Origin of the sequence: Vreelandella venusta (assembly GCF_007989605.1) — a bacterium.
In the GTDB taxonomy this organism is placed as follows: Bacteria; Pseudomonadota; Gammaproteobacteria; order Pseudomonadales; family Halomonadaceae; genus Vreelandella; species Vreelandella venusta.
The window spans coordinates 72,420-87,862 of the sequence record NZ_BJUL01000003.1; the positions used below are offsets into that span (position 1 = coordinate 72,420).

At 56.3% G+C, this 15,443-nt stretch carries 11 protein-coding genes; 3 read left to right on the forward strand and 8 right to left on the reverse strand.

Translation table 11 applies throughout. The features are described from left to right. Nucleotides 1-27: 27 nt before the first annotated feature. Genes nagE through HVE01_RS04230 form a run of 5 tightly spaced genes read right to left on the reverse strand, consistent with a single transcriptional unit; the run spans nucleotide 28 to nucleotide 7,256 of the window. Entirely contained in the window at nucleotides 28-1,767 is a 1,740-nt protein-coding gene (nagE, locus tag HVE01_RS04210; RefSeq protein WP_125746499.1) for an N-acetylglucosamine-specific PTS transporter subunit IIBC, read from the reverse strand. Between the two features lies 1 nt (nucleotide 1,768). Continuing rightward, nucleotides 1,769-4,348 carry a phosphoenolpyruvate--protein phosphotransferase gene (gene ptsP / locus HVE01_RS04215; protein WP_146942597.1) on the reverse strand — a complete coding sequence of 860 codons (2,580 nt, stop codon included), beginning with the start codon at nucleotides 4,346-4,348 and terminating at the stop codon, nucleotides 1,769-1,771. Nucleotides 4,349-4,377: 29 nt separating this feature from the next. After that, on the reverse strand, nucleotides 4,378-5,397 hold the full coding sequence (locus HVE01_RS04220) for an SIS domain-containing protein (RefSeq protein ID WP_125746495.1): 1,020 nt from the start codon (nucleotides 5,395-5,397) through the stop codon (nucleotides 4,378-4,380). Beyond that, entirely contained in the window at nucleotides 5,398-6,513 is a 1,116-nt protein-coding gene (gene nagA, locus HVE01_RS04225) for an N-acetylglucosamine-6-phosphate deacetylase (RefSeq protein ID WP_146942599.1), read from the reverse strand. It lies immediately after the preceding gene. Nucleotides 6,514-6,521: 8 nt separating this feature from the next. Next, nucleotides 6,522-7,256, reverse strand: coding sequence for a GntR family transcriptional regulator (locus tag HVE01_RS04230; protein ID WP_125746491.1), 735 nt, complete (start codon nucleotides 7,254-7,256; stop codon nucleotides 6,522-6,524). 254 nt (nucleotides 7,257-7,510) lie between these two features. Between HVE01_RS04230 and HVE01_RS04235 the strand changes: the two genes are divergently transcribed. The 3 genes from HVE01_RS04235 (at nucleotide 7,511) to HVE01_RS04245 (ending at nucleotide 11,720) form a co-directional block, all read left to right on the forward strand. Continuing rightward, complete coding sequence (locus HVE01_RS04235; RefSeq protein ID WP_146942860.1) at nucleotides 7,511-9,451, forward strand: exoribonuclease II; 1,941 nt, start codon at nucleotides 7,511-7,513, stop codon at nucleotides 9,449-9,451. A 132-nt stretch (nucleotides 9,452-9,583) separates the two neighbouring features. Continuing rightward, on the forward strand, nucleotides 9,584-10,702 hold the full coding sequence (locus HVE01_RS04240) for an N-acetylglucosaminyl phosphatidylglycerol synthase (protein WP_125746489.1): 1,119 nt from the start codon (nucleotides 9,584-9,586) through the stop codon (nucleotides 10,700-10,702). Then, nucleotides 10,680-11,720, forward strand: coding sequence for a glucosaminyl phosphatidylglycerol flippase (locus tag HVE01_RS04245; protein WP_146942601.1), 1,041 nt, complete (start codon nucleotides 10,680-10,682; stop codon nucleotides 11,718-11,720). Before HVE01_RS04240 ends, HVE01_RS04245 begins: the two co-directional genes overlap by 23 nt. A gap of 66 nt (nucleotides 11,721-11,786) precedes the next feature. On the opposite strand, the gene sucD is transcribed toward HVE01_RS04245, so the two are convergent. From sucD to lpdA, 3 genes are all read right to left on the reverse strand, one after another. Continuing rightward, on the reverse strand, nucleotides 11,787-12,659 hold the full coding sequence (gene sucD / locus HVE01_RS04250; protein WP_125746485.1) for a succinate--CoA ligase subunit alpha: 873 nt from the start codon (nucleotides 12,657-12,659) through the stop codon (nucleotides 11,787-11,789). Beyond that, complete coding sequence (sucC, locus tag HVE01_RS04255) at nucleotides 12,659-13,825, reverse strand: ADP-forming succinate--CoA ligase subunit beta (RefSeq protein ID WP_009722517.1); 1,167 nt, start codon at nucleotides 13,823-13,825, stop codon at nucleotides 12,659-12,661. The genes sucD and sucC overlap by 1 nt, the downstream gene beginning before the upstream one ends. 149 nt (nucleotides 13,826-13,974) lie before the next feature. Further along, nucleotides 13,975-15,414 carry a dihydrolipoyl dehydrogenase gene (gene lpdA / locus HVE01_RS04260; protein WP_125746483.1) on the reverse strand — a complete coding sequence of 480 codons (1,440 nt, stop codon included), beginning with the start codon at nucleotides 15,412-15,414 and terminating at the stop codon, nucleotides 13,975-13,977. Between the last annotated feature and the right edge of the window lie 29 nt (nucleotides 15,415-15,443).

Below are 15,443 nucleotides of genomic sequence, written 5' to 3' on the forward strand. Positions count from 1 at the left end.
CCGAGTAACGGGTATCAATTACGAGCGTTAGGCTCTTAGTGAATGCGCGATAGCAGCGGCTTGATCGCCGACGATCAGGTGCCATGTATTGCCGTTCAACGCCTGGATGCCTCTGCATCCCAGTTGGTCAAGCGCGGCGCTGTCTAGCCCAGCGCCATCGACTAGCTCTACGCGCAGGCGTGTCTGGGCTTGAACGTCCAGCCGTTGTACGTTGGCATTACCACCTAAGGCAGCCATCCAGCGTTGGGCCACCTCGGCGGGCAATGCCGTTGGTTGAGAAGGGGTTGCGGGGGTGCCAGGGCTCTGTTCAGCAGGGCTGTGTTCAGAAGGGCCATGAGAAGAGGTATTAGCATCAACCGCCGTTCCACTCTGCTCAAGCGCTTGTCGAATCTCATCTGCGATACCATCTGCAATGGGCCCCATCACTACCTGCAGACCACCGCCCTGAAGACGCATAATCCCCCGAGAGCCCAATGATTTCAGGGTCGCTTCATCAATTGCCTCAGGATTCTCCAGCACCAAGCGCAACCGAGTCGTACAGGCACCTACGCTTTTCAGGTTGCTCGCGCCACCTAACGCCGTGACAAACGCCGGGCCACGCTCACCAGGTGGTGCTGAGGCTGCTGCGGAGGAAGTAGTTTCAGGCTCGCGCCCGGGAGTAGGTAGGTTAAAGCGGACGATGGCCCAGCGAAATACCGTGTAGTACAGAACAAAATAGACGAGACCGACAGGCAGCATCAGCCAGCCATTGGTGGAAAGCCCGTAAGAGAGCGCAAAGTCAAAGGCTCCAGCGGAGAAGGTGAAGCCAAGCTTCACGTCCAGCCAGTGCAACAGCGCCATGGAAATGCCCGTTAACACTGCGTGCATGCCATAAAGCAGCGGTGCCAGGAACATAAAGGTGAATTCGATGGGCTCGGTGACACCGGTCAGGAAAGCCGTTAACGCCAGCGAAAGTAACAAGCCACCCACCTGGGCACGGCGCCCTTTTGGTGCAGCATGGTACATGGCCAGTGCCGCGGCTGGCAGGCCGAACATCATCACCGGGAAAAAGCCTGCCATAAAGCGCCCTGCTTCAGGGTCACCGGCAAAGAAACGATTAAGGTCGCCATTGGCGACTACCCCAGCGGCTGTCTCAAAATTGCCGAAGACGAACCACACTAGGCTGTTCAGCACGTGATGCAGGCCCGTCATAATCAACAAACGGTTAATCGTTCCGTAGACGAAAAGCCCCAGTTCACCTGCGCCAATCAGCCAGTGACCAAGAGCATCAATGCCATGTTGAATGGGCGGCCAAATCACCCCAAAAACCACCCCCATTGCCACTGCCGCTAGGCCAGTAGCAATAGGTACAAAGCGTCGCCCACCAAAAAAGGCCAGATAATCAGGGAGCTGGATCGACTTATAACGATTATAGAGTAGGCCTGCCACGCTGCCGGCAATAATCCCTGCCAGCACCCCCATATCGATCTCAGGGTTAAGCGCGGTCAGCACCGCATCTAGCACCAGATAGCCAATCACCCCGGCCAGGCCAGCAGCGCCGTTGCTATCATCCGCGAAGCCTACGGCGAGGCCGATGGCAAAAATCAGCGCCAGGTTGGCGAAAATGGCCTGGCCAGCACCAGCAATAAAGGCAACATCCAGCAGATCAGGCTGCCCAAGGCGCAGCAATAGACCTGCAATGGGCAATACCGCGATGGGTAGCATCAGAGAGCGGCCAAGCCGCTGTAGCCCGCCCATCAGGCGGGAACCGAAGGTCGTAGAAGACATTTCAGCACCTCTCAAGGGTCGTTGTTGTTATGTCGGTTTGGTTGGCCTGAGCAAGCCACGCGCTTAAGTGCTGGCGTACAGCAGTCGCATCGTCCAAGGCCAGTAGTGCGGGAAGTTCATCTGCCAGTGCGGCAGCATTCAGGCAACGCAGGGCAGCTTTCACTGCAGGCACACGAGCAGGTTCTACAGAAAGTTCATCGACACCCAGTGCGACGAGTAGAAGCGCGACCCGCTCATCCCCCGCGGCGGCACCGCATACGCCCACGGGACAGTGCCCTTTCGCGCCGTCTACCGTCGCCTGAATTAGCCGCAACACCGCGGGATGCAATACATCCGCTCGCGCGGTGAGCGCCGGGTCCTCGCGGTCCATCGCCAGGGCGTATTGGGTTAGATCATTGGTGCCGATTGATAGGAAGTCAGCTTCAGCGGCGAGGCTTCTGGCGCACAGGGCAGCACTAGGCACCTCGATCATAGCGCCAAGGCGCGGCCGCGCTTCAAGGCCCATCTCGCAGGCCAACGTCTCTAAGCGCTTGCGCACTTCGCGCAGCTCGCCAACCTCAGTCACCATCGGCAGCATGATATGCAGCGTTGCCAACGGCGTAACGCCGAGCAGCGCTCGTAGCTGGGTCTCCAGCAGCTCAGGCTGGCTGGCCCACAAGCGAGCGCCCCGAACGCCCAGCGCTGGGTTAGGTACTGACGGCAAGCGCAGATAAGGAAGCTGCTTGTCGGCACCAATATCCAGGGTGCGAATAATCACAGGCTTGCCATCTAAGGCCTTCACCGCAGCCTGATACTCCTCGCGCTGAGTCGCTTCGCTGGGGGCACTATCTCGCTCAAGAAACAAGAACTCACTGCGCAGTAGGCCGACACCATCAGCCCCCGAGTCTGCCGCTAAACGGGCCTCTTCGGCGCCACCGATATTGGCGCATACTTCAATTTCTCGCCCATCCAGAGTCATCGCTGGTTCATGGGCTAACGCTTGTGCTTGCTCAGCTTCATAACGGCGAGCATCAATACGTTCTGCCACTTCCGCCCGTTGAGCCGCGCTGGGACTCAACGCCAAGCGCCCATTTTCCGCATCTAGAATGACGCTCTCGTTTGTGGCGCTATTAGCAGCCTCAATCAGGCTCCCTCCCATGGCCACAAGGCAGGGAATCCCTCGGGCGCGCGCCAAAATAGCCACATGGGAAGTAGTGCCGCCGCCCGCGAGACACAGCCCAGCAGGGTGCTGGGCGGCAACGGCCACCAGCTCTGAGGGTGTCAGTTCATCAGCAACGACGACGGCTCCCTTCGGCAGCTCAGGAAGTGCCGCTTGCTGGTCGTCGCTGAGTTCCACCATCACACGGCGCTGCAAGTCGCGCAGATCAGCAACCCTGGCGGCAAGCAGCGTATTTCCACTCGCCGCAAGCCTTGCAGCTTCACCATCAAGCGCCTCACGCCAAGCTTGGCCAGCGCTGCGACCGTCACTAATGTGCTTACCTGCCGCTGCCGCCAAATCGGGATCTTCTAGCCAGGCACTATGGGCAGCAAAGATTTCCGCCTCGGCGCTCTGCCCTTGGCGCGTCGCTTGTGCTTCAGCGTTGGCTAGCGCCTCACCAACGCTTAACAGCGCCTTTTTCAAGCGAGCTGTCTCAACAGCTTCGCCCTCGCCCATCAAGGGCACAGTGGGGAGCGGCAATTGATAAGAGACAAGCGGGCCGATGGCTAAACCAGGGCTAGCCACTAAGCCAGCCAGTTCGCCCTCTTGAAGTGTCACTGAGGCTAATGTAGACGACGCAGGCGCGCTATGTTCGTCGGCTTCAGGGGTAGTCAACAGGCACTCGGCGTCATCCAGTGCGGCCTCAGCAGCCTCTCCCTGGGCCGTCAGTTTTAACGTTGCGCCTTCGGTCAGGCCCAAGTTCATTAATGCGCTAAGACTAGCGGCACTCGCACTGGCAGCGTTGTCGCTTGAACCTTCATGCTGCACCGTTAGATTAACGCTATGCTGGCGAGCAATAGCACGCAGCCGGGCAGCAGGCCGTGCATGCAGCCCCGATGCCAAAGCTAGGGTCACTCGGCGTTCAGCCAACGGCCCATCAGCACCTGTATCGGATTGCTCAATAGCCGTGCGAGTGAGTACCAGCAATGGCTCACCAAGGGAAACCCGTTCCCCTTCGCGATGCTTCGACGGCAGTAATTGCCAACCAGCCGCTTCGGTGATCACCAATGGAGTAATCAGCGCACTTGCGCCCAGCGCTAACGCATCGGCATCGAAACGGCACAGCGGGTCACCAGCGCGCACGTGATCACCTACGACGACCAAAGGCTCAATACCTTCCCCGTTTAACTCAACCGTATCCAGGCCCAGATGAAGCAGTAATTCAACACCCGCCTCGGTTTTTAAAGTGAACGCATGGTGGGTACGCGCGCACTGCACCACTTCTCCGTCACAGGGAGCATGCAGGCATTCGTCCAGTGGATCGAGAGCAATGCCCTCACCCAGGGTTAGGCTGGCGAAAACTGGATCGGGCACCGCTGTTAGGGGTACCACAACCCCCGCCACGGGGGCCCGCAGCGTTAATGATTGGTTTGCGTCTGACATGGGAGAACTCCCAAGATTGTTGTTATGCGTTACAGGGTGCAGGTAACTTTATTGAGGTGCCGTGGGCGATCTGGATCACTACCCCGAGCCTCTGCAAGCCCTGCCACCATTTGATAAAAGCTCTGAATCACCGATAGTGGTTGCAGAGCCTCATGACCAGCATCTGCCAAGGTTAAATTGCGCTGTACCACGCTCTTGTCGGCAGCAAGGACGACTCGGGCGCCAACACTCTTGAGCCACTCGGTTAACTCCAGCAAGCCTGCCTGTTCGGGCCCTGGTGGCGCGAATACCAGCACCGGATAATCAGGGCCAATTAGCGCCATCGGACCATGGCGAACTTCGGCACCGCTAAAGGGTTCCGCTTGAATTGCACAGGTTTCTTTAAACTTGAGCGCCGCTTCCTGAGCAACGGCAAGACCTGCTCCACGACCAATCACCATCATCTTGTCGGCATTTAGCAGTGCCTCGATGGCCGGGGACCAGTCCATCGCCAGGGCCTGGGTCAGTCGTTCTGGCAGTTGTTCCAGAGCAGTGAGTAGCAGGCGGTCTTCCTGCCAGTGGCCGATAAGCTGAGCCATGGCAGAAAGCGTGGCCAAGTAGCTTTTGGTGGCAGCGACACTTTTCTCTTCTCCCGCATAGAGCGGAATTTCACTATCGCTGGCCTCGCCCAGAGGCGACTGTGGCGTATTGACTAGCGCTATCGTTCGAGCCCCAGCGGCAGCGAGCGACTGCTGCATCGCCACTAGGTCAGGGCTTTGTCCAGACTGGGAAACCGCCAAGGATAATTGCCCAGTTAGTCGCCAAGGTGCCTTCGCCAGAGTGGTCAGCGAAGGAGGCAGCGAGGCCACCGGAATGCCTTTACGCTGCATGCATTGGTAGGCGAAGTAGCTGGCGGCATGATCGGAACTGCCCCGAGCCACGGTGACGGCTGCAGTGGGCTCGGCAAGGCGCAAACGCTCACCTAGTGCAGCAAGCAACGCGTGATTACGCTGCAACTGACCGCGAACACGTTCAGGGGCGTTGCGAGTTTCTTCAAGCATCAAAGACATTTATGAGGCTCCTTGGGCGTTTCCACAGATATGACGGCCTTCGACATAGACCGCCTGGAGTTGAAGTTGGGGGTCAAGGATGACCAGGTCCGCCAATGCGCCCTCTTGCAGGCGGCCAATGTCGTCGATCCCCAGGAAGTCGGCGGGGAAACGTGACAGGCGATCTGAGGCGTCCGCCAGGGTAAGACCGAGGCTAGTGAAGTTACGTAATGCCTGATCCATGGTCAGCGTACTGCCTGCCAAGGTGCCGTCAGCCAAACGCACACCTCCCAGACATTTGGTGACGGTCTGCTCACCTAGACGGTAATCACCGTCTGGCATGCCTGCCGCTGCAGTGGAGTCGGTAACCGCGTAGAGATTAGGGATGCAACGTAAGGCGGCACGGATGGCACCAGGGTGTACATGCAGCAGATCAGGAATCACCTCGGCGTACTGCGCATGAGCGAGCGCTGCGCCGACCATTCCTGGCTTGCGGTGATGCAGTCCGGTCATGGCATTGAACAGATGCGTAAACCCGCAGGCACCATGCGCCATTGCCTCAACACCCTCTTCATAGCTGCCAAGCGTATGGCCTATCTGAACCCGCACACCACGCTCGCTGAGATGGCGAATTAATGCATAGTGGCCAGCTAATTCAGGGGCAAGTGTCAGTAAACGGATAGGGGCCAAAGCACACAGCTCATCCACCTCCTCAATCACGCCGTTACGCGCATGGGCGGGTTGAGCGCCCAGCTTACCGGGATTGATATAGGGGCCTTCCAGATGAACGCCCAATACCATGGCGGCATCCGGCTCCTGCGCCTCCATATAGCCAGCGATATCGCCTAACACCTGACGGATCCGCTCATCTGGCGCCGTCATGGTGGTCGCAAGCAAGCGGGTGGTGCCAAAACGCACATGGGTGCGTGCTAAGGTGGCAAGCGCTGTGCCGCCTTCCATGGTGTCGGCACCGCCACCACCATGCACATGCAAATCGATAAAGCCGGGAATAATGCGTGGATGGTCATTGGTATCAGGATCTACCGGATCGCCGTCAATGCGCCGGATACGCCCGTCTTCCCAGTGGATCTCGCCCAGGCGCCAGCCCTCAGAGGTGAGAATATTGCCAAACTGCATAAAACCTCCTAGCGGGTCATCTCGACCATAAAGTCGTAATAATCAGTACGACAGTAGGTAACGGTAAGCTCTGCCGGAGAGCCATCTGCGAGATAGCCGAGACGCGTCACTTTGAGCAGCGCCTGGCCCTCAGGCACCTCCGCCAGCATGGCTAGCTCTGCGCTGGCATTAATGGCGGTGACATGCTGCAAAGCGCGTGCAATTCCTTTCCCATTGGCTTCCAAGGTTGCATACAGCGATGTCTCAACCGTCAGCGGATCAGACAGCACTGAGGTGGGCAGGCAACTCTCTTCCACCGCCATTACTACCTCATCGGCCAAACGCAAACGCTTGAGGCGCGTGACTTGAGCATCAGCCCCCAGGCCAAGGCGCATGCTCTCTTCTGCACTGGGGTTAGCCAGCTTGCGTTCTAACCAATGAGAACTCGGCGTAAACCCACGCTGGGTCAGCAGCTCGGTAAAACTGGCGAGCCGCGACAAGGACTGATTGAGGCGAGGGGCAATAAACGTGCCCGAGCCACGGTTACGGTGAATCAATCCAAGCTCTGCTAGGCGATCCAATGCCTTCCGCGCAGTGATGCGCGAAACCGCTAAGCTTTCAGCCAAATTGCGCTCCGAAGGCAACGCTTCGCCAGCTTGCCAGGCGCCCGTCTCAATGGCTTGTTCTAGTTGGCGCGCTAACTGCTGATAAAGCGGTGTCGCGCCCTGAGGGTCAAGATGAAGCTGAGTAAAGCGTGGGTCCATGAGTGTCTACCAGTAGCGGCCATACCAATTAGATACCACTATAGACCCAATAAGATACCAATCAAATACCAATTAGATACAACTATGGTTGAATAGTGACGGCCGACCTAGTCAATAAGGCAATAAAGCACGCATAAAATTGAACGCAGATCATTGATAGTTTGGGGCCAAAGCGAACTTCAGGGTAACCACGATTGGCGCGGCCTTTGGGAATCCGTATAGTGGCAGGCTACTCTCGCCAACTGATTGAACACATGCTGCAAAACAACTCATTGCTTGCCCAGCTCAAGCAACAGATCCGTGACACCACTCCACGCGCTGAAGGGGTGATCAAAGCCACCGAAAAAGGCTTCGGTTTTCTTGAAACCGACAGCGGTGAATCTTATTTCGTGCCGCCCCCCGCCATGAAGCAAGTACTCCATGGCGATCGCGTCGAGGCAGTGATCCATGAAAACGGCGACAAAAAGTCTGTAGAGCCTGAGAAGCTGATCGAAGCTGGGCTTGACCGCTTTGTTGCCCGTGTTCAGAAGCGCGAAGGCCGTTTAGCCGTTGTGCCCGACCATCCGTCGATTCGCAATGTGCTGAAAGCGCGCATAAAGAACAGCCTGGATGAAGCCACCATTGCTGATGGCGACTGGGTTGTCGCGCGGCTGGTACGCCACCCGCTGAAAGAGAACGATCGCGGCTTCTTCACGCAAATTGATGAGCTAGTGGCCAAGGCCGACGATCCCGCCGTTCCGTGGCGCGTCACCCTTGCCCGCCATGCGCTGGAACAAGAGTGCCCGGACGCAGGTACCGAGTGGCCACTGCATGATGAAGGGTTAACCCGTGAGGACCTCACGGCGCAGCCCTTCTTTACTATCGATAGCGAAAAAACTCGCGATATGGACGATGCGCTACACGTGGAAGCGCTGGAAAGCGGCGGCTGGCGGCTAAGCGTCGCGATCGCTGACCCAACGGCCTACGTCGAAGAGGGCCATGCGGCCGACCTTGAAGCGCGCACCCGTGCGTTTACGGTCTACTTACCTGGCCAGAACGTGACCATGCTGCCTGAACAGCTGGCAGATGATCTCTGCTCGTTGTGGGAAGGCCAAGAGCGCCCTGCTCTTGCCTGCACGCTGGACATTAATGCCGACGGCAGCCTAGGTGATTACCGTTTCTTTGCGGCCAATGTGAAATCCCACGCCAAACTGGCCTATGACAGCGTTTCCGACTGGATTGAAGGACAAGGTGAGTGGGCTCCTGCCGACAATATCGCGGAGCAGTTGAAAGCACTGCGCGATTTGACTGAGGCGCGCACTGCTTGGCGCAACGAACACGCGCTGGTGTTTAAAGATCGTCCTGATTACGTTTTCGACCTGGACGACGCGGGCAACGTGTTAGGCATTCGCACCGAAGATCGCCGTATTGCCAATCGTATGATTGAAGAGTCAATGATTGCCGCTAACGCTTGCTGCGCGGATTTCCTTGCCCAACATATCGGTCACGGCATCTTTAATGTGCACCGCGCTTTTGAGCCAGAAAAAGCCGAATCTGCTCAAGAGTTCTTAGCCACTCAAGAGATTGAGGTCGCCCAGGAAGCGCTGACAGAACTGGCTCACTACAAAGAGCTGAAGCGCGCCCTGGAAAGCCGTGATGATGCTTGGCTGGACGCGCGCCTGCGCCGCTTCCAAGGCTTTACCAGCATGTCAGCTCAACCCGGCCCACACTTCGGCCTGGGGTTGCCGGCTTATGCCACTTGGACGTCGCCAATTCGTAAGTACGGCGATATGGTCAACCATCGTTTGATCAAGCGTGTGCTTAAAGGTGAACAGGCTCCAGCAGAAGCCAGCCAACAGCTCACCGAGCAACTCACCGAACGGCGGCGCCTGAACCGTATGGCAGAACGCGACGTAAAAGATTGGCTCTACGTTCGTTACTTAACGCCAGCGGCTCAAAACCAAGATGCCTTCGACGCAGAGATCATGGCGATCAACCGTGGAGGTATGCGCGTACGCCTGTTGGAAAATGGTGCTACCGCCTTCGTCCCCGCCCCGCTAATGCATAGCGATCGCGATAAAGTGGTCATTGATGATAAAGAGGGTCGCATTCAGATTGAAGGCGAAGAGCGCTACAAGCTGGGCGATAGCCTGCGCATTGCACTAACAGAAGCCCGTGAGGAAACCCGCTCGCTGGTCGCCAAACCCACTGAATAACATTACCTTGTACCGCCCACGCCACGGCATTGCCGTGGCGTTTTATTTTCCCACCATCCATTAACTGTCGCAGAACTGACTTATTTCTTCCTTATGGTAATCCGATGACACCCTTGTAGTTCGGAGGTTACCTTGCACATCGCTGATGTGACCATGTTTCACGCCCCGGCAAGCGGCGGCGTTCGTACTTATCTGCAAGCTAAACACCGGGTGCTTGCGCATACGGCCAACCTGCGCACTAGCCTGTTAGTGCCGGGCGCTGAGCGCGACAGCCTTGGTGACCACCACACCTTGCCAGCGCTACATCTCCCTTTGGGACAGGGCTACCGCTTTCCGCTGAGAGGGTCACGCTGGCGCGATGCACTAATCGAGCTAAAACCTGATCTTATCGAGGCTGGCGACCCTTATGTAACGGCATGGGCAGCCCTTGCCGCAGGCCAAAAGCTTGGCGTGCCGGTGGTCGGATTTTATCACTCAGATCTGCCGCGCTTAATGGGGGATCGCTTTGGCCGCTACGTAGAGAAACGCTTAACGCGCTACGTCAAAGACCTCTACTGCCAATTTGATAGCGTGCTGGCACCCTGTAACGCTATGGCTAATCGACTAAGGGAGTGGGGAGTCGATAACGTTCGCGTTCAGCCATTAGGGGTCGACTTAAACCATTTTCACCCTCAGCAGCGAGACCCTGCTTTCCGCCAAGGCATGGGCATCCCCAGCGATAAAAAGCTGCTGATCTTTGTGGGTCGCAATTCCCGCGAGAAAAATATTGATGTGCTGCTGGCGACGATGCGCCAGCTCGGCAGTGATTACCATTTATTGCTGATGGGTCCCGGCATGCCCCATCAGGTGCCTAGTAATGTCACTGTCGTGGATCGCTGCTGCGGCGCACATGAAGTGGCCAAAGCACTCGCCAGTAGCGATGCCCTTCTGCATGCGGGCACTCGGGAAACCTTTGGCTTGATCGCTCAAGAAGCGATGGCCTGCGGTATCCCTGTCGTGGGTGCTAGGGCCGGAGCATTGGTCGAAAATGTGCCATTAGGCGCAGGCATTCTGTGTCAGCCACTCGACCCAGAGGCCATGGCCGAGGCATGCACAGCCTTGTTCAGTAATGACATCGCTGCCAGCGGGCGTTATGCCCGGCATTTTGTCGAACGCCAATTTAGCTGGGATAGCGTCATCCAGTCTCTACTTGAGCACTACATCGACCTTTGCAACATTGAACTTCCCAATGCCCTCGCCCACCACCACTAAGCCCCCAGGATTACTGCGTTTTCGCCCACTGCATGGTTTTCTACTGGCGGGAGCGCTCTTGGCCCCGCTCGTACTTACCACTTGGCTGGGCGGTGCTGAGGCGCTGCAGCGTATTAAACATTTTCCATTCGGGTTATTGCTGTTGATGGTGGTGTTAGCGTTTCTGTGTTGGAACCTGAACGCCACAAGACTGCGGTTAATGTTAGGTGGCCGTGCAGGGCAACTGGGGCAACGTGGTGCGCTGGGCATTGAGCTGGCATCAAAGTTTGCGCTGTGCGCTACGCCAGGAGGGAGTGGAGGGCCAGCCACTCTACTAATCCTACTTGGACGACGCGGCTTCCCTCCCGCCAAAGGGGCAGCAGTGTTTTTGATTGATCAAGGCTGTGATTTGCTGTTTTTCCTGACCATGCTGAGCGGCTTGGTACTCTTCTCTCTGGTCAGCGACACTCAGTGGCCGCATCAGTCATTAGTACAGTGGTCACTGGTCGGTTTAGCATTTATGGCGACACTGGTCAGTGGTGCGATGTACTACTTACCCAGCCTGTTGCGTGCAGGTGGCGTTATAACGGCGTGGCCAAGCCGTTACCGACGGCGCTGGTTAGTAAGGCGCTTATTGCGATGCCGATATGCGCTCAAGGTCACACTCGCGCTGCCTTTTACAACGCTGCTTGCGATGATGATGCTCACCACCGCACACTGGTTAATGCGCTATAGCTTGCTCTATGTCGCGGTGCTGGGCGTGGGTGGCCATGCCGATTGGATGTGGACGTTTTTAACCCAAATGCTGGCCATGGCGGCCAGCCAGCTTAGTTTTCTTCCTGGCGGTGCTGGTGCCGCTGAAGTGGGCGTTGGCAGTTTATTGCTGCCCTTGATGGAACGCGAGCAGGCTGCAGCAGCCGTCTTAGTGTGGCGACTGGTGAGCTACCACCTCTATTTAGTGGTGGGGGCACCACTATTTATTCTGTACAGCTACCGAATGCTAAACAGAAAATCCGATAATAAAACGCCGGCAAGATAACCGTACACCAACGAATAAGGGCGCCCCGAGGGGCGCCCTTATCGCGTGCGACTAGAGGTCGATAGCTTACCAGCCAGTGACTTCTTTCAGTGCATCGCCGATTTCAGCCAGAGAACGCACGGTTTTAACACCGGCATCTTCTAGGGCAGCAAACTTCTCATCCGCAGTACCTTTACCGCCAGAGATGATTGCGCCCGCATGGCCCATACGCTTGCCAGGAGGTGCAGTGACACCGGCAATGTAGGAAACCACAGGCTTAGAAACGTTGGCCTTGATGTAAGCCGCTGCTTCTTCTTCAGCCGTACCACCGATTTCACCGATCATCACGATCGCTTCAGTTTTCGGGTCATTCTCGAACATTTCAAGAATGTCGATAAAGTTAGAACCCGGAATCGGGTCACCACCGATGCCTACACAGGTAGACTGACCGAAACCATGGTCAGTTGTCTGCTTAACAGCTTCGTAAGTCAGGGTGCCTGAACGCGACACGATACCGACTTTACCCGGCTGGTGAATGTGGCCCGGCATGATGCCAATTTTACATTCGCCAGGCGTGATAACACCTGGGCAGTTCGGGCCGATCAGACGCACGCCCAGCTCGTCACATTTTACTTTTGCTTCGAGCATGTCTAGCGTCGCGATACCTTCGGTGATGCACACGATCAGCTTGATGCCAGCGTTAGCAGCTTCAAGAATCGAGTCTTTACAGAACGGTGCCGGAACGTAGATCACGCTGGCTTCCGCGCCGGTTTTCTCAACCGCTTCTTTCACGGTGTTGAAAACGGGCAGACCCAGGTGCGTCTGGCCGCCTTTGCCCGGTGTAACACCACCGACCATTTGCGTGCCATAGGCAATCGCCTGTTCGGAGTGGAACGTGCCCTGGCCACCCGTGAAACCTTGGCAGATGACCTTGGTGTTCTTATCGATCAGGATGCTCATTACTTGCCCTCCGCTGCTTTTACAACCTGCTGAGCCGCGTCGGTCAGACTGGTAGCAGCGATGATGTTCAGACCGCTAGACGCCAGTTTTTCAGCGCCCAATTCAGCGTTGTTACCTTCCAGACGCACAACCACTGGAACGTTAACACCAACTTGTTCAACAGCACCGATGATGCCTTCAGCAATCATGTCGCAACGAACGATACCGCCGAAGATGTTCACCAGAACCGCTTTAACGTTGTCGTCAGACAGGATGATCTTGAACGCTTCTGCAACACGCTCTTTGGTCGCGCCGCCACCAACGTCCAGGAAGTTAGCAGGCTTGCCGCCACTCAGGTTGACGATGTCCATGGTGCCCATGGCCAGGCCAGCACCGTTAACCATGCAGCCGATGTTGCCATCAAGCGCGACATAGTTAAGTTCCCACTTCGCTGCATCAGCTTCACGCTGATCTTCCTGGGAAGGATCGCGCATCGCTTGAAGATCCGGATGACGGTACAGCGCGTTGCTGTCGAGACCCAGTTTGGCGTCGAGGCAGTGCAGATTGCCTTCGTCGGTAATAACCAGCGGGTTAATTTCTAACAGCGCCAGATCTTTGTCATGGAACAGCTTAGAAAGGCCCAGGAAGATCTTGGTGAACTGCTTGATCTGGTCGCCTTTAAGGCCCAGAGCAAATGCTAGCTCACGCGCTTGGTAGGGCTGTGCGCCAACCAGCGGATCGATTTCGGCTTTCAGAATCTTTTCTGGCGTTTCTTCTGCAACGGTCTCGATTTCAACACCGCCTTCAGTAGAGGCCATGAAGACCACGCGACGGGTGGTGCGATCGACGACGGCGCCGAGATACAGCTCGTCAGCGATGTCGGTGCAAGTCTCAACCAAAATTTTAGCAACCGGCTGACCTTTTTCGTCAGTCTGGAAGGTGACCAGGTTCTTACCTAACCACTGCTCGGCGAAAGCTTTCGCTTCAGCCGGATCTTTAATCAGCTTAACGCCGCCCGCTTTACCGCGGCCACCAGCGTGAACCTGGGCTTTAACCACCCACATGTCACCGCCGATCTTTTTGCACGCTTCTTCAGCTTCTTCGGGAGTGTCCACGGCAAAGCCTTTAGACACTGGTAGACCATAATCAGCAAACAGCTGTTTGCCTTGATACTCGTGAAGGTTCATCGATTCATGCCATTGGTTGCATGTGACTCGAACGATGGCCCGCTGCTTTAAAAGAGCGGGGCATCCCCGTACCTTCGTCCCCGCTGATTTCTCACAGAGCCGAAAGTGTTGCGCCACCTGACGGTGGCGCTTGGTTGTTGCTTAGCGAATTACTTACGCTTCTTACGGTTAGCCATATGAATGGCATGGCCTTCTACCGCAAGCGCTGCTTCATGCACAGCTTCCGACATAGTCGGGTGTGCGTAGCAGGTCAGAGCTAGGTCTTCAGCGCTGGAGCCGAATTCCATTGCAATCACGCCCTGGGCAATCATCTCACCCGCGTGCTGACCAACAATATGCATGCCGAGAATACGGTCGGTTTCCGCATCGGCGATAATTTTGGCGCTACCCTCGGTGGCGTTGTTAGCCATCGCACGACCACTTGCCGCGAACGGGAAGCTACCAGTCTTAACTTCAATACCTTTCGCTTTGGCATCTTGCTCGGTCATACCGACCCAAGCGACTTCCGGGAACGTGTAGATCACGTTCGGAATCGTGTCGTAGTTCATCTCGGCTTTGTGGCCAGCGATGATATCAGCGACCATAATGCCTTCTTCCGATGCCTTGTGCGCCAGCATGGGGCCACGCACACAGTCACCAATGGCATAAACACCGGGTACATTAGTGCGGCACTGATCATCAACAAAGATAAAACCGCGCTCGTCCAGCTCAACGCTCACACCATCGGCAATCACACCTTTGGTGTACGGACGACGACCAACGCAAACAATCAGTTTGTCGAAGGTCATTTCCTGTTCGCCATTGGCATCGGTGTACTTAACGATGACTTCATCGCCATTGGTTTCCGACCCCGTCACACGGGCGCCCAGTTTAATATCCAGCCCCTGCTTTTTGAGCAGTTTCTGTGTTTCTTTAGCGATCGCCGTATCGACCATCGGTAAGAAGCTATCCATCGCTTCCAAAACAGTCACTTCAGAACCCAAGCGGTTCCAAACGCTACCCAGCTCTAGGCCGATAACGCCAGCACCAATAACGCCTAAACGCTTCGGCGTTTCCTGGAATTCCAGCGCGCCGGTAGAGTCAACAATCAAGCCTTCGGTTAGCGGCGTCGGTGGAATTTCAACCGGCACGGAACCTGCAGCAATGACGATGTTATCAGCGTCGTAAGTGGTGGTATTGCCGTCCAGATCGGTAACTTCGACTTGCTTACCGGAAACCACTTTACCGGTGCCTTCAATAGCAGTAACACCATTGGCTTTAAATAAGCCAGAGATGCCGCCGGTCAAGTTCTTAACGATCTTGTCCTTGCGAGCCATCATTTTTTTGACGTCCATCGTGACGTCACCGGCATTAATACCCATGTCGTCGAAATCGTGCTTGGCTTCGACGAACTTGTGCGAGGCTTCAAGCAACGCTTTAGACGGGATACAACCGACATTCAAACACGTACCGCCGTGAACGACGTTGCCTTCTTTACCAATCCATTTTTCAACACAGGCGGCCTTCAGGCCCAGCTGCGCAGCGCGGATAGCCGCTACGTAGCCACCAGGGCCTGCACCGATAACGATCACATCAAACTTGTCAGCCATGTTGGCTCCTTTAGCTTGGTTGCCTCCCC